Annotated in this window: 8 protein-coding genes; 5 read left to right on the top strand and 3 right to left on the bottom strand. The window is 73.6% G+C overall.

Annotated elements, in window-relative coordinates:
* Positions 1-4: 4 nt before the first annotated feature.
* Positions 5-13,987 carry an SDR family NAD(P)-dependent oxidoreductase gene (locus tag ACQP2H_RS19500; RefSeq protein ID WP_433228390.1) on the bottom strand — a complete coding sequence of 4,661 codons (13,983 nt, stop codon included), beginning with the start codon at positions 13,985-13,987 and terminating at the stop codon, positions 5-7.
* 1,454 nt (positions 13,988-15,441) lie between these two features.
* Positions 15,442-16,095 carry an NAD(P)-dependent oxidoreductase gene (locus ACQP2H_RS19505; protein ID WP_433228392.1) on the bottom strand — a complete coding sequence of 218 codons (654 nt, stop codon included), beginning with the start codon at positions 16,093-16,095 and terminating at the stop codon, positions 15,442-15,444.
* Positions 16,096-16,231: 136 nt separating this feature from the next.
* Between ACQP2H_RS19505 and ACQP2H_RS19510 the strand changes: the two genes are divergently transcribed.
* The 5 genes from ACQP2H_RS19510 to ACQP2H_RS19530 all read left to right on the top strand — a co-directional run bounded on the left by ACQP2H_RS19510 (position 16,232) and on the right by ACQP2H_RS19530 (position 22,363).
* Positions 16,232-16,621 carry a winged helix-turn-helix transcriptional regulator gene (locus tag ACQP2H_RS19510; RefSeq protein ID WP_307799254.1) on the top strand — a complete coding sequence of 130 codons (390 nt, stop codon included), beginning with the start codon at positions 16,232-16,234 and terminating at the stop codon, positions 16,619-16,621.
* 287 nt (positions 16,622-16,908) lie between these two features.
* Complete coding sequence (locus tag ACQP2H_RS19515; protein ID WP_433228395.1) at positions 16,909-18,543, top strand: FAD-binding protein; 1,635 nt, start codon at positions 16,909-16,911, stop codon at positions 18,541-18,543.
* A gap of 14 nt (positions 18,544-18,557) precedes the next feature.
* Positions 18,558-19,286, top strand: a complete 729-nt coding sequence (locus ACQP2H_RS19520; protein ID WP_433233596.1) for an SDR family NAD(P)-dependent oxidoreductase — start codon at positions 18,558-18,560, stop codon at positions 19,284-19,286.
* A 239-nt stretch (positions 19,287-19,525) separates the two neighbouring features.
* The gene (locus ACQP2H_RS19525) at positions 19,526-20,788 is read left to right on the top strand and encodes a helix-turn-helix transcriptional regulator (RefSeq protein ID WP_219463264.1); all 1,263 of its coding nucleotides are present in this window, start codon (positions 19,526-19,528) and stop codon (positions 20,786-20,788) included.
* Between the two features lie 90 nt (positions 20,789-20,878).
* Positions 20,879-22,363, top strand: coding sequence for an MFS transporter (locus ACQP2H_RS19530; protein WP_363820854.1), 1,485 nt, complete (start codon positions 20,879-20,881; stop codon positions 22,361-22,363).
* A 27-nt stretch (positions 22,364-22,390) separates the two neighbouring features.
* Here the strand turns inward: ACQP2H_RS19530 and ACQP2H_RS19535 are convergent, their stop codons facing one another.
* Entirely contained in the window at positions 22,391-23,335 is a 945-nt protein-coding gene (locus tag ACQP2H_RS19535; protein WP_219463267.1) for a hypothetical protein, read from the bottom strand.
* Between the last annotated feature and the right edge of the window lie 47 nt (positions 23,336-23,382).

Below are 23,382 nucleotides of genomic sequence, written 5' to 3' on the forward strand. Positions count from 1 at the left end.
GGTGTCAGTTCTGTTCGTCGACGAGCGCGAACAGTTCGTCGTCGGTCGCGGTGTCCAGATCCACGTCGGGAACGGCCGCCGGGGTCGGACCACACATCGCCAGCAGGTCCCGCAGCCGGTCGGCGACGGCACCGGTGGGTCGGTCGGTGAGTTGACGCATCGCCTGTTCCAGCCGGTCCAGTTCGGCCAGGACGCCGGTGGGACTGCCGTCCGGTCGGGGCGGGGCGTCCAGGGTCAACTGGCCGCGCAGGTGGGTGACCAGTTCGGTCAGGGTGGGATGGTCGAAGACCACCCCGGCGGCCAGGCGCAGCCCGGTGGCGGTGCCGAGCCGGTTGCGCAGTTCGAGGGCGGTGAGCGAGTCGAAGCCGAGGTCGCGGAAGGCCCGGTCGGGGTCGACGACGCCGTCGCCGCCGTGGCCGAGCACCGCGGTCACCTGGGCGCGGACCAGGTCGGTCAGGGCGGTCGTCCGGTCCGCCTCGGTGAGCGGGGCGAGCCGGTCGGCGAGGGTGCCGGCCGTCGCCTGGCCGGTGGCGGTCTGCCGGCGGGAGGTCCGGGTGACCAGGCCGCGGAGCAGGGCGGGCAGCGCGTCACCCTGGGCGCGCAGCGCGGGCAGGCCGAGTTTGGTAGGCGCGACCACGGGCAGGCCGGCGGCCAGACTGTCGTCGAGCAGGCTCATCCCCTCCCCTGCCTCCAGGGGGCGCAGCCCTTCGCGGGCCATCCGGGCCAGGTCCGTCTCCGACAGGTGCCCGGTCATGCCGCTGGCCTGCGCCCACAGTCCCCAGGCCAGGGAGACGGCGGGCAGCCCGGCGGCGCGGCGCAGCGCGGCGAGGCCGTCGAGGAAACCGTTGGCGGCGGCGTAGTTGGCTTGTCCCGGGGTGCCCAGCAGCCCGGCGAACGAGGAGAACAGCACGAACGCGGACAGGTCCCGGTGTGCGGTCAGCTCGTGCAGGTGCCAGGCGGCGTCCACCTTGGCCGCCAGGACGGTGTCGAACTGGGCGGTGGTCAGGGCGGTGAACAGCCCGTCGTCGAGGACCCCGGCGGTGTGGAACACGGCGGTCAGCGGGTGCGCGGCGGGGATGTCGGCGAGCAGCGCGGCGAGGGCGTCGCGGTCGGCGACGTCGCAGGCGACCACCCGGGCCCGCGCGCCGAGGTCGGCCAGGTCGGCGACCAGGTCGGCCGCGCCGGGGGCGTCCGGTCCGCGCCGGCTGACCAGCAGCAGTTCGCGTACGCCGTGGGTGGCGGCCAGGTGCCGGGCGGTGAGCCCGCCGAGGGTGCCGGTGGCCCCGGTCACCAGGACGGTGCCCGCCGGGTCCAGCGGCCTCGGCACGGTGAGTACGACCTTGCCGATGGTGCGGGCCTGTTGCAGGGCCCGGAACGCCTCCCGGGCGCGGCGCACGTCCCAGGTGGTGACGGGCAGTGGGGCGAGCACCCCGGCGGCGAAGAGGTCCAGCACCTCGGCGAGGATCGTCCGCAGCCGCTCCGGTTCGGCCCCTTCGGCGTCGGGTGCGGTGACCGCCAGGGCCGTGAGGTCGTACGGCCGGTAGTCGACGGTGGGGTACGCGGCGTGCACCTCGGCGCGGTCCCGGATGTCGGTCTTGCCCATCTCCAGGAAGCGTCCCCCGTCGGCGAGCAGGCCGAGTGAGGCGTCGACGAAGTCGTCGGCAAGCGAGTTGAGCACCACGTCCATCCCTCGTCCGCCGGTGGTGGCGCGGAACGCCGTCGCGAAGTCGAGGGTGCGCGAGTTGGCGATGTGGTCGTCGTCGAGGCCGAGCGCGCGCAGCGTGTCCCACTTGCCGGGGCTGGCGGTGCCGAACACCTCGGCCCCGAGGTGGCGGGCGAGCTGCACGGCGGCGATGCCGACCCCACCGGCGGCGGCGTGGACGAGCACCCGGTCACCGGGGCGGACGCGGCCGAGGTCCACCAGGCCGTAGTAGGCGGTCAGGAACACCACCGGCACGGTGGCCGCGCGGGCGTACGGCCAGTCGTCGGGCATCCGGGCCAGCAGCCGCCGGTCGGCGACGGCGACCGGGGCGAACGCGCCGTCGAAGTAGCCGAACACGCGGTCGCCGGGGGTGAGGTCGGTGACGGCGGACCCGACGGCGAGGACCTCGCCCGCGCCCTCGGCGCCCATCAGCGCGTGCTGCTGCGGGACCAGCCCGAGGGCGATGAGCACGTCGCGGAAGTTCAGGCCACCGGCCCGCACGGCGAGCCGGACCTCGGTGGGGCCGAGTGGCTGCCACACCTGCGGGCAGGGTTCGAAGGCCAGGCTGTCCAGGGTGCCGGGGCGGGTGACGACCATCCGGTGCGCCTCGTCGGTGGGCAGTGGCACCAGGTCGGGCCAGGCGGCGGCGAGCCGGGGCACGGACGCCGTCGCGGCCCGGACCGCCACCTGCGGTTCCCCGCTGGCCAGTACCGGGCCGAGCAGGTCGTCGAGCACCGCGGTGGCGTCGACGTCGAGCAGGACGACCTGGTCGGGGTTCTCGGTCTGGGCGGTGCGCAGCAGACCCCAGACGGCGGCGGCCGGCAGGTCGGTGCCGGTGGGGCCGGCGCCGGTGGTGACCACGACCAGGCGCGCGTCGTCCGGGTGGTCGGCGGCGAGCCAGGTCCGGACGTCGTCGCGGACCCGGCTCAGGGTGGCCCGGATGTCGGCGGGGACGTCCCCGGTGGTGGCCGGGCGGACCACGAGCACCTCGGTGCCGGCCGGGACGGGTGCGGCGGCGGGCAGGTCGAGGGGTGTCCACTCCACCCGGTACAGGGGGTCGCGGGACGGTGCGGGGGCGGCGGCCGGCCGCAGCACGACCGTGTCGAGGACGGCGACGACGGTGCCGCCGGGGTCGGCGGCGACGACCCGCGCGGTGCCGTCCGCCGGGTTGCCCGTCGACAGGTGTACGCGCAGCGCGGTCGCCCCGGTGGCGGTCACCCGCACGCCCGACAGGCTGAACGGCAGACCCGCCGGCCGGTCGCCGACCACCCCCGGCAGCATCGGGTGCAGCGCCGCGTCGAGCAGTGCCGGGTGGACGAGGAACCGGTCGTCGTCGGCGGTGGGGAGCGCCACCTCGGCGTAGACGTCACCGTCGGGTCCGGTCCACGCGGCGCGCAGGCCACGGAACGACGGCCCGTAGTCGTAGCCGTGCGCGGCGAGCCGGTCGTACACGCCGTCCAGGTCGACCGGTTGCGTGCCGGCCGGCGGCCACACCAGCGGGAACGGTGGGGTGTCCGGGGTGGCGGGCGCGACGCTGCCGGTGGCGTGCAGGGTCCACGGGTCGTCCTCGGCGGCCCGGCCGTGCACGGTGACCTGCCGGACGCCGTCGGCCTCCGGCGTGCCGACCCGGACCTGCACCCGCACCGGCGTCCGGTCGGGCACCGCGAGCGGGGCCACCAGGGTCAGTTCGCGCACCTCACCGCAGCCGACCTCGTCACCGGCGCGTAGCGCCAGCTCCACCAGGGCGGTGCCGGGCACCAGGACCGTGCCGGAGAAGACGTGGTCGGCCAGCCAGGGCTGGGTGCGGTGGGACACGCTGCCGGTGAGCAGGACCGTGCCATCGGGCAGGGCGGTCACCGCGCCGAGCAGCGGGTGCGCGGCCGGGTCGAGGCCGGCTCCGGAGACCTCGCCGCGGGGTTGCCGGGTCAGCCAGTACCTGTCGCGTTGGAACGGGTAGGTGGGCAGGTCCACGCTCCGGGCCCCGGGGAACAGCGCGGTGAGGTCCACCGGCACCCCCCAGGTGTAGGCGGTCGCGGCGGCGGTGAGGAACTGGTCGAGGCCGCCCCGGTCGCGGCGCAGCGAGCCGGCGACGCGGGCGTCCGGTGCCGTCTCGGTGAGCCCGACGGCGAGCACGGGGTGCGGGCTGATCTCGACGAAGACGCCGTGCCCGTGGCCGGTCAGTTCGGTGACGGCGTCGTGGAACAGCACGGTGTGCCGCAGGTTGCGGTACCAGTAGTCGGCGTCCATCGGTTCGGTCAGCGGACGGCCGGTGACGGTGGAGTACAGCGGCACCCGGGGCGGCTGCGGTGTCACGTCGGCGAGGAGCGCGGTGAGCGACCCGGCGAGGGGTTCGATGTGCGCGGAGTGGGAGGCGTAGTCCACGTTGACCATGCGGGAGCGGACGTCCTCGGCGGCGAAGCGGGCGTGCAGGTCGGCGAGCGCGTCGGCGTCGCCGGAGACCACGGTGGAGCGTGGCCCGTTGAGCGCGGCGATGGACAGCCGTCCACCATGGCCGGCGAGCCGGTCGGCGACGTCCTCGGCCGGCAGGGCGACGGAGAGCATCCCCCCGCCGCCGGCGATGTCGCGCAGGGCCCGGCTGCGCAGCGCCACCACCCTTGCCCCGTCGTCGAGGGTGAGCGCCCCGGCGACGACGGCGGCGGCGATCTCGCCCTGCGAGTGTCCGACGACGGCGTCGGGTTCCACCCCCAGCGAGCGCCACAGCGCGGCCAACGACACCATCACCGCCCACAGCGCGGGCTGCACCACGTCGACCCGGTCGAGGGCCAGGTCCGGGTCGGTGACGTCGACGTCGAGGTACGGGGCCAGGGCGGTGGCGCAGGCCCGCATCGACGCGGCGAAGACCGGTGACTGTGCCATCAGCGGCGCGGCCATCCCCGTCCACTGGCCGCCCTGGCCGGGGAAGACGAACACGACGCCACCGTGGTCGCCGGCGGTGCCGACCACCAGGGCGGATTCGGCGTCACCGCCCGGTCCGGGCTGCGGGTCGTGGCCGGCGAGGGCGCGCAGGGCGATGGCGTGGTCGGCCAGCACGACCGCACGTTCGGGCAGGTCGGCGCGGGTGGCCGCGAGTGACCAGCCCAGGTCGGCGCTCGGGGCGTTGCCGTCGAGGAGGTCGGCGAGCTGGTCGGCGCGGGCCCGCAGCCCGGCGGCGGTGACGGCGGAGAGCACCAGCGGCACGATGGCCGGTGCGGTGCCGGGGTCGGGCGCGGTGGGCGTCGGCTCCGGTGGGGCGGCCTCGATGACGACGTGCGCGTTGGTGCCGCTGATCCCGAACGAGGAGACGGCGGCGCGGCGTACCCGGCCGGTGTCGGGCCAGTCCCGGGGTTCGGTGAGCAGCCGCACCGCGCCCGCGGACCAGTCCACGAACGGCGACGGCGCGCAGACGTGCAGGGTCGCCGGCAGTGTGCCGTGACGCATCGCCTCGATCATCTTGATGATGCCGCCGACGCCGGCGGCGGCCTGGGTGTGCCCGACGTTGGATTTCAGGGACCCGAGGTAGAGCGGTTCGACCCGGTCGTGGCCGTAGGTGGCCAGGACGGCCTCCGCCTCGATCGGATCGCCGAGGCGGGTGCCGGTGCCGTGCGCCTCCACCGCGTCGACGTCGCCGGGGGTCAGTCCGGCGTCGGCGAGCGCCGCTCGGATCACCGCCCGCTGGGAGCCGCCGTTGGGGGCGGTCAGCCCGTTGGACGCGCCGTCGGAGTTGACGGCGGTCCCGCGCAGCACGGCCAGCACCGGGTGCCCGTACCGGCGGGCGTCGGAGAGCCGTTCCAGCAGCAGCACGCCCACGCCCTCGCCCCAGCCGGTGCCGTCGGCGTCCGCCGAGAAGGACTTGCACCGCCCGTCCGGCGACAGGCCCCGCTGCCTGCTGAACTCGACGAACGTGCCGGGCGTCGACATGACGGTGACCCCACCGGCGAGGGCCAGCGAGCACTCACCGGCGCGCAGCGCCCGGACGGCCAGGTGGGTGGCGACCAGCGACGACGAGCACGCCGTGTCGACGGTGACGGCGGGACCGGTGAGCCCGAGCACGTACGCCAGCCGGCCGCTGAGCACGCTGCCGGTGTTGCCGGTGAGCAGGATGCCCTCCAGATCGCCGGGCATCGCGTCGACCGGCGGCGCGTAGTCGTGGTACATCTGCCCGGCGAACACACCGGTGGTGCTGCCGCGCAGCGAGTACGGGTCGATGCGGGCGCGTTCCACCGCCTCCCACGCCGTCTCCAGCAGCAGCCGCTGCTGGGGGTCCATCGCCAGCGCCTCGCGGGGCGAGATGCCGAAGAACGCCGGGTCGAACTCGTCCGCCCGGTGCAGGAAGCCACCCTCCCGGACGTAGCTGTGCCCGGGGCGGCCCGGGTCGGGGTCGTAGAGGTCCTCCGGCCAGTCGCGGTTGACCGGGAACTCGGAGATCGCGTCCCGCCCCTCGGCCACCAGCCGCCACAGGTCCTGCGGGGAGTCGACCCCGCCGGGGTAGCGGCAGGCCATGCCGATGACGGCGATCGGGTCGTGGGCGTCGGTGACGGTGCCGGTGCCGGTCGCCGGGCCGTCCGGGTCGGTCTCGCCGGTCAGCTCCCGCAGATGGTCGGCGAGCGCCGTGACCGTGGGATGGTCGAACACCACCGTCGCCGACAGCGCCAGCCCGGTGACCGAGACGAGCCGGTTGCGCAGCTCGACGGAGGTGAGCGAGTCGACACCGAGGTCGGTGAGCGCGGCCCGCGCCCCGACCTTCGTCCGGTCGGTGTGACCGAGGACGGCCGCCACCTCGGCACGGACCACCTCCACCAGGTCCCGGTGCGACGGGCCGTCGGTGACCGGCCGGGGGTGGGCGGCCCGGGGGCGGACCAGGCCGCGCCACACGGCGGGCAGGGCGGCCGGGTCGTTCGTCGTGGCCAGCGCGACGGTGTCCAGCAGCATCGGGACCAGTAGCGGGCCGGGCAACCCGAGGGCCCGGTCGAACAGGGCCAGGCCGTCGTCGTGCCGCAGCGGGGCCACCCCGTTACGGGCCATCCGGGCCAGGTCGGCCGTGCCGAGCGTTTCGGCCATGCCACCCTCGGCGGCCCACAGCCCCCAGGCCAGCGAGGTGGCGGGCAGGCCGGCGGCGTGCCGGTGGGCGGCGAGCGCGTCGAGGAAGGCGTTGCCGGCGGCGTAACTGGCCTGGCCGGCCGCGCCGATCTGCTGGGAGATCGACGAGTACAGCACGAACGCGACCAGGTCGAGGTCGGCGGTGAGCCGGTGCAGGTGCCACGCCGCGTCCACCTTGGGCCGCAGCACGGTGTGCAACGCCTGCGGGGTGAGGGTGGCGACGAGACCGTCGTCGAGCACACCGGCCGCGTGCACCACGGCGGTGAGCGGCAGGTCGGCGGGAATCAGGGAGAACGCGGCGGCCAACTGCTCCGGGTCGGCCGCGTCGCCGGCGGCCACGGTCACCACCGCGCCGTACGCCCGCAGTTCGTCGGCGAGTTCGTCGGCGCCGGGGGCGTCCGCACCCCGGCGGCTGAGCAGTAGCAGCCCCCGTACGCCCAGGTCGCGTACCAGGTGGCGGGCGAGTCCGGTGCCGAGCGCGCCACTGGCGCCGGTGATCAGGACGGTGCCGTCGCCGAGGTCGACCGGGGCGCTCGGGGTGTGGTCGTCGCGGCGCAGCCGGGGGACGGTCAGCGCGCCACCGGCGAGGCGTACCTCCGGTTCGTCGAGGGCGGCCACCCGCGCCAGGTCCGCCGCGTCGACCTCGGTGTCGTGGTGCAGGAGGACGAACCGGCCCGGGTGTTCGGTGCGGGCGCAGCGGACGAGCCCGGCGGCGACGGCCAGGGCCGGTGCGTCGTCGGCGACGGTGAAGACCACGGTGGGTCCGTCGTCGGTGGCGAGCGCGGCGTGGATCTCGTCGAGGACGTCCTCGGCGACGGCGTGTGCGGCGGCGGCCTGGTCCGTGCCCCGGGCGGCCAGCGCCACGGCGGTGACCGGGCGGGACGTGCCGGTGGGGGCGGCTGCCGGCACCCAGCCCCGGGTCAGCACCTCACCGCGCCGTACCGCGCCCACCGGCCGCCAGACCAGGGAGGCGACCTCGGCGACCAGCGTGCCGTCGTCGGCCACGGCCGTCATCGACAGCGTCTGCGGCCCCGTCCAGGTGTACGCCACCCGGAGCCGGCGGACGCCGGTGGCGTGCACCTGGACACCGGACCAGGCGAACGGCAACGCGGCCGGGCGGGCGTCGTCGGCCACGCCGGGCAGCGCCGGGTGCAGCGCGCCGTCGAGCAGGGCGGGATGCAGCAGGTACGGCTCCACCGGCTCGCCCGCGTCGAGGGCCACCTCGGCGAACAGACCGTCGGGGGTGCGCCATAGGCGGCGGAGTCCCTGGAACGCCGGGCCGTAGTGGTAGCCGTGTGCGGCGACGGACTCGTAGACCCCGGTCAGGTCCAGTTCCTGCGCGTCGGCCGGCAGCCGGGGGACGGCCGACGCCGGCCGGTCGGGTGTCAGGGTGCCGACGGCGTGCCGGGTCCAGTCGGTCGAGTCGGCCGCGCGGGCGTACACGGTGACGGTGCGGTGGCCGTCGTCCGTCGGCGGCCCGACGGTCACCTGGAGGGTGACGGCGGTGGGGCCGACCGGGAGGGGGGTGAGCAGCGTGAGGTCCTGGACGCGGGGGCAGCCGCATTCGACGCCGGCGCGCAGCGCGGCCTCGAGGAACGCGGTGCCCGGCAGCAGCGTCCGCCCGTCGACGACGTGGTCGGCGAGCCAGCGGTGGCTGCGGGTGGAGACGCGGCCGGTCAGCAGCACTCCCGTGTCGTCGGCGAGGTCGACCGAGGTGGACAGCAGACCGTGCCGGGTGCCGGTGGTCCCGACCGCCGGCTGGTTGTCGAGCCAGTACCGCTGCCGTTGGAACGGGTACGTCGGCAGGTCGACGGTCTTGCCGCCGCCGTAGTACCCCCGCCAGTCGACCTCGTGCCCCCGCACCCACACCTGCGCCAACCCGCTCACCGCCGACCTGGCCTCGTCCACGCCCGGCCGCAGCATCGGGACACCGTCGGCCAACAGAGACGACAAACCACCATCCGCGCTCAACTCCCACCACGAGCGAGGACCAGCCGCCTCGATCGCGTCATGAAACCGCACCGGCTCACGCACCTGCCGCACCCAGTAGTCCGGCTCCCCCAGACCACCGACCTGACCCGTCACCGTCGACACCACCGGGATCTGTGCCGGATGGAACGACAACCCCTCCACCACCGTGCGGAACTCGTCGAGCATCGGCTCCATCAACGGCGAATGAAACGCATGACTCACCGACAACCGCCGCTGCCGCACACCCAACACAGCAGCCACCGCCTCCGCCGCTTCCAAGGTCTGCTGCTCCGGGCCGGCGATCACCACCGCCGACGGACCATTCACCGCCGCAACAACCACGTCGTCGGACAGAAACGGTTGCACCGCATCAGCGGAGGCCCGCAAGGACACCATCACCCCACCCACCGGCAACGCCGCCATCAAACGAGCCCGCGCCGACACCAACGTCACCGCATCCGGCAACGACAACACCCCCGACACATGCGCCGCCGCGATCTCCCCGATCGAATGACCCACCAGAACCGCCGGACGCACACCCCACGACTCGACCAGCCGGAACAGCGCCACCTCCACCGCGAACAACGCCCGCTGCGCCACACCCGTGTCGTCCAAACCCACCCCGGAGGTCACCGCCTCCCGCACCTCCCCACCCAACAGGTCGCACACCTCATCGAAAACCGACGCGAACACCGGAAACGCCCGATACAGACCCGAGCCCATCCCCACCCGCTGACCACCCTGACCCCCGAACACCACACCCAACCCACCCGACGCCAACGCCCGGACCCCCGGAGCCAGCGACGCCCCGTCCGCGATCACCACACCGTCGAGCAGCACCGCCCGCTCGTCGAACACCGACCGCGTCGACGCCAACGACCACCCCACATCCACCGCCGACGAACCACCGACCACCCCCGCCCCGTCACCCGAACCCACAGCCAACCCGCCGAGCCGCCCGACCAACTCCCACACCCCGGCGACCGACCGCGCCGACACCGGCCACGGCGTCACCCTCGACGGCGCGGCCACCACCTCGGCGGACGACCCCACGCCGCCGACCGGCGTACCCACCCCCGGGGTGTGTCCCGACGACACGGGCGAACCGCCGCCGGCCGGCATCTCCGGCTCGTCCGGCGCTTCCTCCACGATCACGTGTGCGTTCGTCCCACTGATCCCGAACGACGACACCCCCGCCCGCCGACGACCCCCCTCAGCCACCACCCACTCCCGCGACTCCCGCACCACCTCCACCGCACCCGACGACCAATCCACCAACCCCGACGGCTCACCCACATGCAACGACCCCGGCACCATCGCGTGCCGCATCGCCAACACCACCTTCATCACCCCAGCAACACCCGCCGCATGCTGCGTATGACCAAGGTTCGACTTCACCGACCCCAACCACAACGGCACCGACCGACCCCGCCCATACGTCGCCAACAACGCCTCCGCCTCGATCGGATCACCCAACCGCGTACCCGTCCCATGACCCTCCACCACCTGCACGTCAGACACCGACACACCCGCCACCGCCAACGCCCGACGAATCACCCGCTCCTGCGACGGACCACTCGGCGCCGTCAAACCATTCGACGCACCATCCGAATTCACCGCACTACCCCGCACCACCGCCAACACCCGGTGACCCTGGCGACGCGCATCCGACAGGCGCTCCAGCACCAGCATCCCGGCGCCCTCGGCCCATCCCGTGCCGTCCGCGTCGGCCGAGAACGCCTTGCACCGGCCGTCCGGCGACAGCCCGCCCTGCCGGCTGAACTCGACGAACATGCCCGGCGTGGACATCACGGTGACGCCCCCGGCCAACGCCAGCGAACACTCGCCGTTGCGCAGCGCCGATGCCGCCAGGTCTACGGCGACCAGCGACGACGAGCAGGCCGTGTCGACCGTCAGTGCCGGCCCGGTGAGCCCGAGGGTGTACGCGATGCGGCCGGAGGCGACGCTGGGGCTGATGCCGGTGAGCAGGTAGCCCTCGGCGTCGGGGTGGGCCTCGTGCATCCGGGGGCCGTAGTCGCCCCCGGTCGCGCCGGCGAAGACGCCGACCCGGCTGTTCCGCAGGGAGGTGGGGGCGATTCCCGCGCGTTCCAGCGCCTCCCAGGAGACCTCCAGCAGCAGCCGTTGCTGTGGATCCATGCCCAGCGCCTCACGGGGTGAGATGCCGAAGAACGCGGCGTCGAAGCCGGCGGCGTCGGCGAGGAACCCGCCCGAGCCGGTGCCGAGCCGGCCGGAGTCGCGCAGCGCCGTCAGGTCCCAACCCCGGTCGTCGGGGAACTCTCCAATGACGTCGGTGCCGCCGACGAGCAGTGTCCACAGGTCTTCCGGTGACGCCACCCCGCCCGGGAAGCGGCAGGCCATCCCGACGATGGCGACGGGTTCGTCCACGACGGTCGCGGTGTCGTCGTCGGCTTCGTCGTCGGGGGCCGGGTCGCTGTCGGCCAGCAGCACGGTGAGCCGTTCGGCGAGCGCGGCGGGGGTGGGATGGTCGAACAGCAGCCCGCTGGGGAGGACCAGACCGGTGGCGGCGGCGAGTTCGTCGCGTAGCTCGACCGCCAGCAGCGAGGTGAAGCCCAGGTCGTGGAACGTGGTGGTGGGCGCGATGACGGCGGGCGCGCGTCCGCCGAGCACCCGGCGGACGAGGACGTCGATCTCGGCGGTGAGGTCGCGGTCGGCAGCCGGCCGGTCGGTCCGGATGGGTTCCGGCCGGGCACCGACCCAGTGCCGGGTGCGTTGGAACGGGTAGGTGGGCAGGTCGACGACGCGGCCCGCCCCGCCGAGCAGGCTGCGCCAGTCCACCCGGTGACCACGGGTCCACACCGTCGCGGCGGCGGTGACGATGCTGGTGGCCTCGTCGTGGTCGACGCGCAGGGTGGGGACGCCGCCGTCGATCAGGGTGGACAGTGAGCCGTCCGGTCCGAGTTCCAGCCAGGTGCCGACGTGGTACGCGGTGCCGGCCCCGGTGACGGCGGCGTGGAAGAGCACCGGTTCGCGTACCTGGCGTACCCAGTGTTCGGGGTCGGTCAGGTCGGCGGGCGCACCGGTCACGGTGGAGACGACGGGCAGGGTGGCCGGCCGGAACGTCACCGTCGACAGGACCCGGCGGAACCGGTCGCACATCGGGTCCATCAGGGGGGAGTGGAAGGCGTGGCTGACCCGCAGGTGCCGTACCCGGGCCCGGGTCGCCGCCGCGATCTCCCCGGTGACCGCGCGCAGCGGCCCGGCGGGTCCGGCGAGCACCGTCGCGTCGGGGCCGTTGACGGCCGCGACGACCACGCCGTCGCGTAGGAACGGGCGTACGACGGAGTCGGCGGCGCGGACGTTCGCCATGGCCCCACCGGCGGGCAGCGCCTGCATCAGTTCGCCGCGTGCGGACACCAGGCGCACCGCGTCCGGCAGGTCGAGCACGCCGGCGACGTGCGCGGCGGCGATCTCGCCGATCGAGTGGCCGACGAGCACGTCGGGGTGGACGCCCCACGACTCCAGCAGCCGGAACAGCGCCACCTCGACGGCGAACAGGGCGGGTTGGGTGGTGCCGGTGGCGTCGAGCCCGTCGCCGGTGCTGATCGCCGTGCGTAGGTCCACCCGGGCCAGCGCGCACACCTCGTCGAAGGCGGCGGCGAAGACCGGGTGGGCCGCGTGCAGGCGCAGTCCCATGCCGACCCGTTGGGCACCCTGACCGGCGAACACGAATCCCAGGGCGGTGTCGCCCGCCTGGCCGGTGAGCACCCGGTCGCCGACCACGACGGCCCGGTGGGTCAGCTCAGCCCGGGTGGTGGCCAGGGACCAGGCCACCGCCGCCGGGTCGGCGTCGCCCTCCCGCAGGCGCGTCACGGCGGCGTCCCGGGCCTGGTCGGACTTCGCGGACACCGGCCAGGCAACGACCGGCACGTCCGGCGTCACCGGGGCGGCCGGCGGCGCGTCGGTGGGGGCCTCGCCGAGGACCACGTGACAGTTCGTCCCGCCCATGCCGAACGAGCTGACCCCCGCCACCAGGGGCCGGTCCGGGCGCGGCCAGGGCGTCGGGTCGGTGACCACCGTCAGGCCGAGCCGGGGCAGGTCGATGTCGGGGTTCGGGGTGGCGAAGTGCAGGCTCGGGGGGAGTTGGCGGTGCCGTACGGCCAGCGCGGTCTTGATCAGTCCGGCGATGCCGGCGGCACCCTCCAGGTGGCCGATGTTGGTCTTTACCGAGCCGACCGCCAGCGGCGCGGCCGGGTCGCCGAGCGCCCGGCCCAGCGCGGCGGCTTCGATCGGGTCGCCGACCCGGGTGCCCGTGCCGTGCAGTTCGACGTACTGGACGTCGGCGGCGGTGGTGCCCGCGCGGCGGTGGGCGGCCCGCAGCGTCGCCTCCTGGGCGGCCGGGTCGGGGGTGGTGGGGGTGCTGCCCGCACCGGCGGAGACCGCGCTGCCCCGGATCACGCAGTAGATCCGGTCGCCGTCGGCGAGCGCCCGGTCGAGCGGTTTGAGCAGGACCGCTCCCCCGCCCTCGCCCCGGGCGTAGCCGTTGGCGCGGGCGTCGAAGGTGTGGCAGCGACCGTCGGGGGACAACCCGCCCCAGTCGTCGGAGATGTGGCTGCTCTCCAGTAGCAGGGCCAGGCTCACCCCGGCGGCGAGCGCGGTCGTCGACTCGCCGCTGCGCAGGCTGGCGCAGGCCAGGTGGACGGCCACCAGCGAGGACGACTGGCCGGTGTCGACGGTGACGCTCGGCCCGTTGGCGCGCAGAAAGTACGACAGCCGGTTGGCGATCATGCTGCGGTGCAGGCCGGTCATCGCGTGGCCGGAGCGCAGCGCGGTGCGGTGGCGGTGTGCCACCTGGGCGTAGTCGTCCCAGGTGGTGCCGACGAACACGCCCAACGGGGTGCCGGCCACGGTGTCGGCGGGCACCCGGCCGTCTTCCAGTGCCTCCCAGCCGAGTTCGAGCAGGAGACGTTGCCTCGGGTCGAGCAGTGCGGCCTCGCGGGCGCCGATGTCGAAGAAGGGCGCGTCGAAGGTGTCGACCTCGGTCAGGAAGGCACCCCAGCGGGCGGCCCCGGTGGCGGCGGGCCAGCGGTCCCGGACGTCCCGCACGGTGCTGCGGCCCGCCACGAGCAATTCCCAGAATCGGGCAGGGTCCGGTGCTTCGGGAAAACGGCACGCGATGCCGGTGATCGCGATGTCCGCCGTGGAATCAGTCGACTCGTATCCGTGCAGGACAGCCACGTATTTCCCCCGGGTTCGACGCGGTGGGCCCAGTGACGCGAAGCGCGTGGGAATTGCAGGTGATCGAGAGAGGTGCTTCGATCCGCTCCGCCAACGACCCGTCCAGAGTCGATCAGTGATCGATTGCCTTCAACCCCTAGATTTCCCCTAGAATCGTCAACTCTCCGTTTAATCGATGTTTATCGGCAACGCATTCTGCTCCCTTTTCGGTCACCTCCCCGCGCTGGACCCGGCCGACCCAGCGCCGCCACCGCAGCGTGCGACGACGGGCGGCAACTGACCGGTCGCCACCTGACGAACCCGGCCGCGCCGGGCGGCGATGCCGATCCAAAAGGGCCGCCGTAGTGCACTTTCCGGCCGGCGCGACTCTGGGCGGCGGCGGGGCCGGCACCCGCCCGGCCACACCGGCGGGGCGGCCGCCGCCACATCGACCACGGGCACCGGAGCACCGATACGCATGCTGATCAGAACCGGACTCGTATTGTTTCGTCATCGGCTGGCCAGTGGCGTACGACACCACGACCCTGCGGCGCGCAATTACCACGCTGGGAAAATGCTCGAAAGTGGATCAGCGGCCACCGACAATGGGGGTGGCGGCGGAAACAAGACCGTTCCCCGGCGGAAACAATTCACCGCGCCGGCGTCGACGCTCCGGGAGAACGCGAACAATCAGAGAGGGAAAGCACGCCACCGGTCGTGGACGCAGCGGACGACCGGCGCGGAAACAGGGCACGCGACCGGCACGACGATCCGACGCGCGCCCGGCCCTCCGCGCAGCAGGACGGGGGCTGCCCCGCGCGGGGCCACGCCCCGGCGAGCAGAACGGGCCAACTCCGGGCGACGAGCGACCGGGTCCGGGGCACGGCAGACGGTCGATCCGAGGAGACCCGGGGTCACGTACCCCACGCGCGGGATACCTCCGGCGGGCCAGCGGCCAGCGGCCAGCGGCCAGCGGCCAGCGGCCAGCGAATCTACCCTCCAGCCATGGGCGGACCGCTGTGCCGTGCCGAATGCCAGAGCCGGGACCAGGAACCAGGCGCGGCGGCGGCCGAGGCGGTGGATGTCGGCGGTGCCGTTGGCCGCGGCCGGCGGTTTCCCAGCCGCAGGCCCGGTAGCCGGGCACTCCGGTCGACCTGCCGCCCTGTCATGCTGCGGCCGCCGCCACCGGCTACCCCTCGCACCGGGGGCCGGTGGCGGAGGCCGCAGCCGGCCCGGGCTTCAGTCCTGTGCCGGCACAGGGGTGGGTCCGTCGTGGACGGTCGACCCCGGTCACGGGACCCCCGGGCCACCCGCCCGGTCGGCTGCCGCGCCCATTGCGGGCAGCCGACCGGGCGGGTTCCGGCCCGCGTCCAGGCGGCCGGGCGGGCGACGCCCCGCGCCGGCTACCACTCGTGCCGGCCCGGACGCGGCGTTCCGGGCCGACGGTCAGGACGCGGTGTGCTCCGCGCCGGAGCTCAGTAGGCGACGGCGAAGTGCGTGCGCGGGTGTGCGCCCTGCTCGGCCTCGTCGAGGACGGCGATGGCGAAGTCGCGGTAGGAGATGCGGCTGGCACCGTCGGCGTCGGCAAGCATGCCGGTGTCGCCCGCGCGGTACGCCCCGGTCCGCTCGCCCTCCGGGTCGAACTCCATCGCCGGCACCACCACCGACCACTCGACCGTCGCCGGCGCCTCCCGCAGCACGTCGAGCGCCGCCGCGTGGGCCTTGGCGAAGTCCTGGAACTGCGCCGGGAAGCCGGGGGTGTCCATGACCCGGACGCCGGGCGCGGCGTCGAGGTAGGCCGACAGGCCGATGGCGACCAGGCGGCCCCCGCCGGTCTCGGCGACGGCGTTGACGAGCGCGCCGGCGGCGGCGGCGAAGAACGTCGCCATGTTGTCCCCGGCACCGGGGGCGACCGCGTTCACCACCGCGCCCGCGCCCTTGACCAGGGCGGCGACCTGCGACTGGTCGGTGACGTCGCCGGCGACCACCTCGACGCCGGAGCCGGAGAGGTCGGCGTACCGGGTGGTGTCCCGGACGACCGCGACGACCTCGTGCCCACGGCTGGCGGCCTCGGCCACGATCGCCCTGCCCGCCTTGCCGCCTGCGCCGAACACTACGATCTTGGTCACTGGTCGTCCCTCTCTCGCGATGCCGATGTTCCGGTTTGCCGCCCACGCGTACGGGCTGTACGGCTGCGAACGGCGCCGGCGTGCCACGGTAACGAGCACCGAGGTTTCTTCCGGGAAACCTCGTTAGGCTGGATCGGTGACGGACTCCACCTCGCGCTTCGATCCGGTCTGCCCGTCCGGCATCGCGCCGATCCACATCGGCGACAAGTGGACGGCGATGGTGATCTCCCTGTTGGCCGAGGGACCGATGCGGTACTCCGACATCCGGGCGCAGATCGGCCCGGTCACGGCGAAGGTGCTGACGGCGGCGCTCCGCGGCCTGGAACGGGACGGCTTCGTCGCCCGGATGGAGCAGCCCGGCCCGCCGCGCAGCGTCCACTATGGCCTGACCGAGCTGGGTCGGACCCTGCTGCCCGCCATCGAGCTGGCCGTCCAGTGGGCGCACGACCACCTCGGCGCGATGCTCGACGCGCAGGAGGCATACGACCGCGAACATGCCCGACAGGGCCGGGTGGAACTGCGCTGATCAGGCATTTCTGCATTGATTCGGGGTGCCGGCCGGATAGCTCAGCGTATCCATTACCGTCGACTCAGGTGATCCAGGACACAATTCCCCTAGGGGAGATCTAGGGGTTCTGGCGAGCGCTTCGACCGTTGGCTGCGGCGAAATTCCCATAGTAAGGTTACGGTCCGTTCGACAGGTGGCGAGCGCATCGCCGCGCGCCCCCATTGACGTTTCTTCGCCGGGCCTCGACGCATCGGGCGCGGTGTCCACCCCACATTCACTCAATTCCAGGGGGAAGCTTGTCCCGGTTGAGCCGTAGGCGGTTGATGTCCGGTGTCGGCACCGTCATCGCCGGCGCAGGTGCGAGCACGCTGATCGGCGACCACGTGGTCGCCGCGCCCGCCCAGGTCGACAGCCTGGCCGGTGGGCAGAAGACTCCCGGGCCGGTGACGATCGGCCCCACCGACCGCCGTTACGCCGACGCCCTCCAGCGCGGGTTCAACCGCCGCTTCGTGGGCAGCCCGGAGGCGGTGCGGATCGTCAGTACCACCAAGCAGGTCGTCGCCGCGGTGCAGGCGGCCGTGACGGCCGGCAAGAAGGTCGTGGTCCGCAGCGGCGGGCACTGCCTGGAGAACTTCGTCGACGACCCGGCGGCGAAGGTCGTTATCGACCTGGTCGAGATGCGCTCGGTCACCTTCGACACCACCCGTAACGCCTTCTGCGTGCAGGGCGGGGTCACCCTCGGCGACCTGTACCGGCGGCTGGACTGGGGGTGGGGCGTCACCGTCCCCGGTGGCTCCTGCCAGAGCGTCGGCATCGGCGGGCACGCCACCGGCGGCGGGTTCGGCATGCTGTCCCGGCAGCACGGCGTCGTCGCCGACTACATCGACGCGGTCGAGGTCGTCATCGTCGACGCGACCGGCACGGCGAAGTCCGTCGTGGCAACCCGGGCCACCGGGGACCCGAACCGCGAGCTGTGGTGGGCACACACCGGCGGCGGGGGCGGCAACTTCGGCATCGTCACCCGGTTCTGGCTGCGCAGCGCCACGGCCACCGGCACCAACCCGAGCACGCTGCTGCCGACGCCGCCCGGTGCGGTCGCCAACACCATCCTCACCTGGAACTGGGCCGACGTGTCCCGGGCGGACTTCGTCCGGATTATGGCCAACTACGGCACCTGGCACGAGCTGAACAGCGCCCCCGGGGCCACCGGCACCAAGCTGTTCTCCGCGCTGACCGCCAACCGCAGCGAGTACGGCCGGCTGTCGGTCGTCGCCCAGGTCGACCCTACGGTCAGCGGCAACAACACGCTGCGCAGCTCCTACGTCAGCGCGATCACCGCGGGCGTCACCGCGACGCCGACGATCCTCGACACCGGCACCCGGCCGTGGCTGACCACCACGCTGAACCTGCCGACCACGGCCGCCGCGTTCGGCATCACCGGCCCACTGCGCTCCAAGAGCAAGGGTGGCCTGCTCAAGCAGCGCTACACCGACGCCCAGGCGGGGCGGGTGTTCGACCGGCTCACGGCGAGCGGCTACACCAACCCGGCGTCCGGCCTGACGCTGCTGTCGTACGGCGGGGCGATCAACGCCACCGCTCCCACCGCGACGGCGACGGCGCACCGCTCGTCGGTGATGGCCGCGTCGTTCACCAGCTACTGGGACGACCCGAGCGCCGACGCGACGAACATCGACTGGCTGCGCGGGCTCTACCGGGACGTGTACGCCGAGACCGGTGGGGTGCCGGCGCCGGACGCCCGCAACGAGGGGTCCTACATCAACTGGCCCGACATCGACTTCCTCGACAGCACCCAGAACACCTCCGGCGTGTCGTGGTCGACGCTGTTCTACGGCGACAACTACCCGCGCCTGCAACTGGCCAAGGCGGCCTACGACCCGCTCAACGTGTTCAGCCACGTCCTGGGCGTGGCGGCTCCGTGACCGGACAGGTCCTGGTGGTCACTGCGGGTGCCGGTGGGATCGGCTCCGCAGTGGCCCACCGCTTCCGGTCCCGGGGTTGGCAAGTGGTGATCGTGGACCGTGACGCCGGGCGGGGGCGCGCGGTGGCCGGCGGGTGCGACGGGCTGTTCGTGCACACCGACGCGACCACCATGGCCGGCTGCCAGGAGTACGTCGAGGCGACCCTGACCCGGCACGGGACACTGGACCTGCTGCACCTCAACGTGGGCGTGCTCGCCGGCACGGCGGTCGGCGACGGGTTCGACCCGCAGGCGTACCAGTCGATGATGCGGACCAACGTCGACTCCGTCGTGTTCGGCGTGCAGGCCGCGTACGCGCCGATGCGGGCGCACGGCGGTGGCGCGGTGCTGGTCACGGCCAGCACCACCGGGGTGCGTCCGTCGCCGGACGCCCTGTACTCGGCGAGCAAGCACGCGGTGGTCGGGCTGGCCCGGTCCCTCGCGGGCCCGCTCGGGCAGGTGAACATCCGGATCAACGCGCTCTGCCCGGGCGCGGTGGACACCCCGATGCTCGCCGACCGGCGCGACGCGCTGGTGCGTGCGGGTGTCGGGTTGGTGACACCGGAGGAGGTGGCCGCCGCCGCCGAGCAGGCGCACACGACGGGACGTACCGGCGAGGCGTGGATCGTCAACGCCGGGCACCCGGTCGCCCCGCATCCGTTCACGGAGGTCGTCATCGCGGGAGAGGAACGGATCTCCCGCTGACGGCCGTACCGCCGGCACGTCCCGGTAAAGATCAGTGCCGGTAAAGATCAGCGGTCGAACAGACAGGAGTGCTTTCATAGGGGCCGGTCACGCAATTCGGAACGACTTGCACGGCAGGGGGACCAATGATAACCGAACCCTTATTCGGCGATTACCCGGAAGAGTTCCCGGGGACGTGGTTGCGGCCCGATGTCGATTCCGCGCGACGGCCGATCAGGCAGGTCGTTGGTTACGACCGGGTGTTCCGGAGAATCGAGGCGAGCCTCGAACCGCTCGCCGGCCACCCCGAGGCACGTGAATCCGACCGGTGGAAGTCGCTGGTGCTGGCCTCCTGCGATTTCCCCGGCGCCCTCGACCGGCTCACCGACCTCTATCCCTGCGGTGAGGCCCGGCACGGCACGTCCCTTGAGGACATGAGCCGCGAGCAGTTGATGACCCTCGGGTTGGTCAACGCGATGACCGCCACCTGGCCCGGCCTGGACCACGTCACCATGGCCCGTGACTACCTGGAGAACCAGGACGCCCAGATCCCCACCGGCGTCGAGTGGCTGGTGAGTTGCGCGATCCGCATCCTGCTGCTGTCCGGGGATCCGAACGCCGCCGCCTGCGCGGCGGCGGCCCGGCAGCGTCTCGGCGGGCAGAACCCGATCGGTTGGCGGGCCCGGCTCACCAGCCTGCACGCCGTCTGCGCGCTGCTCGACGGCGACGTGCAGGGCGGCGTCGAGTGGGGTGAGCAGGCGCTGCGGATGATGCAGCCGAGGCGTTGGGCGCACCGGATCGGTGAGCCGCTGGCCACCGTGGTCCTGGGCAACCTGGCCCTGGGCCGGATCGGCGCGGCGGTGCACCACCTGCGTACCACCCCGTCGGCGTTGATGGACGAGTCCAGCTACAGCCTCTGGTACCGGCACGGCTTCGGGCACTTCTGTCTGGGCACCGGTGACCCACGCGGCGCGGTGACCCGGTTCATGAGCTGCGGGCGGAGCATGGCCGAGTGGGGCATGGCGCTGGAGCACCTCTTCCCGTGGCGGCTGGCGGCGGCGGCCGGCTACCAGATGCTCGGCGAGCAGGACGTCGCCGTACACCTGGTGGATGCGGCGTTGCAGGCCCGCGGCGACGAGATACGGGCCCGGGCCATGCAGACCACGGACAGCGTCGGGGTGGTCTTCGGCGGTGCCCGCGAGGCGATCCTCACGACGCTGGAGCGGTTCTCGTCGAGCCCCGACTTCTTCCTGATCCTGCGCCGGTTGCAGACCGAACCGCTCGACTTCGGACGCGGGGACTACGCTACCGTCACGGTGCTGGAGCGGCGTCCGCCGGCGTTCCTGTCGACGCTCACCGACAGCGAGTTGAAGGTCGCCACACTGGCCGGCCGGGGCAAGCAGAACAAGATGATCGCCCGGGATCTCAGCATCACGATCAGCACGGTGGAGCAGCACCTGACCCATGTGTACAAGAAGCTCGGCATCGGCAACCGCAAGGAACTCCGCCTGATCATGGGCTGACCCACCGCGTCGCCGGGGCGACGCCCTCCCGACCTGATCGCCCTCACCACGGACCCCGGACGCCGGGGCCCACACCTCTAACGGAACCTCATGTCTAGTCACCTCTCCGCACCGGATTCCGCCGGGGCGCAGGAGCACCGGGACCGGCCGACCCGCCGGGCACAGGTCCACGCGGTGGCCGTGCTGCTGGCCACCACGGTCCTCCCGCTGACCATCACCGGGGCGTCGGTCGCGTTGCCCGGCATCCAACACGACCTCCAGACCAGCACCGTCGCCGCGCAGTGGGTGGTCAACGCCTACAACGCGACGTTCGCCGCGTTCCTCGTGCTGGGCGGCGCGGTCACCGACCGGTGGAGCCCCTACCGGGTGTTCCTGTCGGGGGTGGCGGTCTTCGCGGTCGCCTCCGCCGCTTCGGCGTTCGCACCGACGGTGCTGGTGCTGAACCTGACCCGCGCCGTCACGGGCGTCGGCGCGGCGGCCACCGTGACCGGCGGGGTGGCGCTGCTGTCGGTCGTGTTGACCGGCCGGGCGCAGGCCCGCGCCTTCGGCCTGCTGGGCACCCTGCTCGGCGTGGGGTTGGCGTTCGGACCGCAGCTCAGCGGCGTGGCGTTGGAGACGCTGGGGTGGCAGGCCGTGTTCGGGGTACCCGCCGCGGTGGGCGTGCTGGTGATCGGTCTCGCCCTGGCCGCCCGCCCGCCCGCCGCCGCACGCCGGACGTCGGCCCACCCGCCGTTCGACTGGGCCGGGGCGCTGCTGTTCACCGGGGCCTCGCTGATCGGCATCGCGACCCTGGTGGAGGCGCCCCGGCTCGGGGCGACGCATCCGCTGCTGTGGGGCGGGGCGGCCCTGTCCGCCGTGCTGCTGCTGTCGTTCGTCGGTGTGGAGCGTCGGGTGGCGCACCCGGTGACCGACCTGACGCTGCTGCGCAATCCCCGGTACACGGCGATCGCGATCACCGCGGGCACCCTGATGGTGGTGCTGGTGCCGATCCTGGTCTACCTGCCGTCGTACCTGATCAACGTGGTGGGCCTGTCCCCCACCGAGGCGGGCGCCTGGATGCTGGTGCTCACCGCCCCGACGATCGCGTTGCCGCCGGTGGGCGGCATCCTGATCAGGAGCGTCGGGATGACCCCGGTCCTGGTCACGTCGGTGGTGCTCTGCGGGCTCGGCGCGCTAGGGCTGGTGACCCTGTCGCCGGGCAGCACGTTGCCCACCATGGCGCTGCCCCTGCTCGCCATCGGGGCGGGGGCCGGACTGCCCTCCGGTCACATCGACCGGCTCGCCGTCTCCGAGGCGGACGAGAGCCGACGGGGGGCGGCGGCCGGGCTGTTCAACACCATCCGACTCTCCACCGAGAACGTGAGCATCGCGGCGGCCGGGGCGTTCATCGCCGCCGCGAGCCCCGTCGGCCTGCGCGGACGGCACTTCACCGACGCGCTGCACACGGTGGCGCTGGTGCTGGCGGCGGTAGCGATCGCCGTCGCGATGCTGCTCGTGGTCGTCGACCGTCGGGCCCGGGGCGCGGCCCGGGTGGAACACGCCCCGGGCCCAATACGGTCGGCAGTGAACGAGTAGCCCGGGCGGCGGCCGGTGGGCCGTCGCTCAGCCCAGGCTGATCACCGGTCGGGTCAGGGTCTCGTCGGCGTACCCGTCGTCGGAGGCGAGCCACCGGCCGAAGTCCCCGTCCCGGTAGGCCGTCGCGAGGGTCAGCCAGCCCAGGAAGAAGCCGCTACCGCCGCAGGTGACGACACCGCCGTCACCGCCGCACACCACCGTCGGTTCGGTCGTCACCTCGTACCGGTAGGAGTCCTGACCGATCGCCAACCCCCACAGGTTCGGCGTGCGGTGCACCCCGGTCACCTGCTCGACCGGGTAGCCGTCGTCGGGGGTGTCGTCGCCCCAGCGGAACAGGGTGGTCGCGCCCGCGCCGCAGGCCCACTCCCACTCGTCCGGGCTGGTGGTCCGCAGGCCGAGGTCGGTGAGGGCGGCCATCGCCTCGTCGTGGTCGAACTCCTCGACCAGCACCGCGCGGGTCACCCGGCCGGTCGAGTCCAGCTCGACGGTCAGCCCGTCGGCGGAGCTCACCGTGCCCGCCCCGTCGCTCCGGCGGCCGAGGGACGCGACGAGTTCACCGACCCGGGGGTCGTCCGGCGGCACCGGCATCTCGCCGGGTTCGAACGCCTCCACCGCGACCAGCATCGCCGGCAGGTCGACGTCGCGCACGGGCGAGGTCATCGCGTCGAGGTGCTCGGTCAGCGGCGGCAGGCCGTACTCCTCGGCGCTGTCGGCGTAGCTGGCCGCCTGGGCCGCGCCGGGGTGGAACCGGGCCGCGTCGTAGCCGAGCGTCGGCCGACCGCCGGGTACCAGCGCGAACCGCAGCCCGCCCCGGTCGAACACCGCCGTGCGGTGCCGGCGTCCCGCGTAGGTGGTGTCCCGTAGGCCCACCACGGTCAGGTCGTGCCGTGCCGCGATCTCCCGGGCCAGTCGGCCGGCGGCCTCCTCGGACCGGTCGTTCCACTGGTCGACACGGAGTTCGGCGTACGACATCGGGCCAGGATAGGGCCGGACGCGCCGGCACCGACGGGCGGGTTCGG

The organism is Micromonospora sp. CA-248260, from assembly GCF_050942205.1.
GTDB lineage: Bacteria > Actinomycetota > Actinomycetes > Mycobacteriales > Micromonosporaceae > Micromonospora > Micromonospora antibiotica.

Excerpts from the sequence above, each read along its gene's own strand:
- ACQP2H_RS19535 (WP_219463267.1), bottom strand. The coding sequence starts at position 23,335 with ATGTCGTACGCCGAACTCCGTGTCGACCAGTGGAACGACCGGTCCGAG.
- ACQP2H_RS19530 (WP_363820854.1), top strand. The coding sequence starts at position 20,879 with ATGTCTAGTCACCTCTCCGCACCGGATTCCGCCGGGGCGCAGGAGCAC.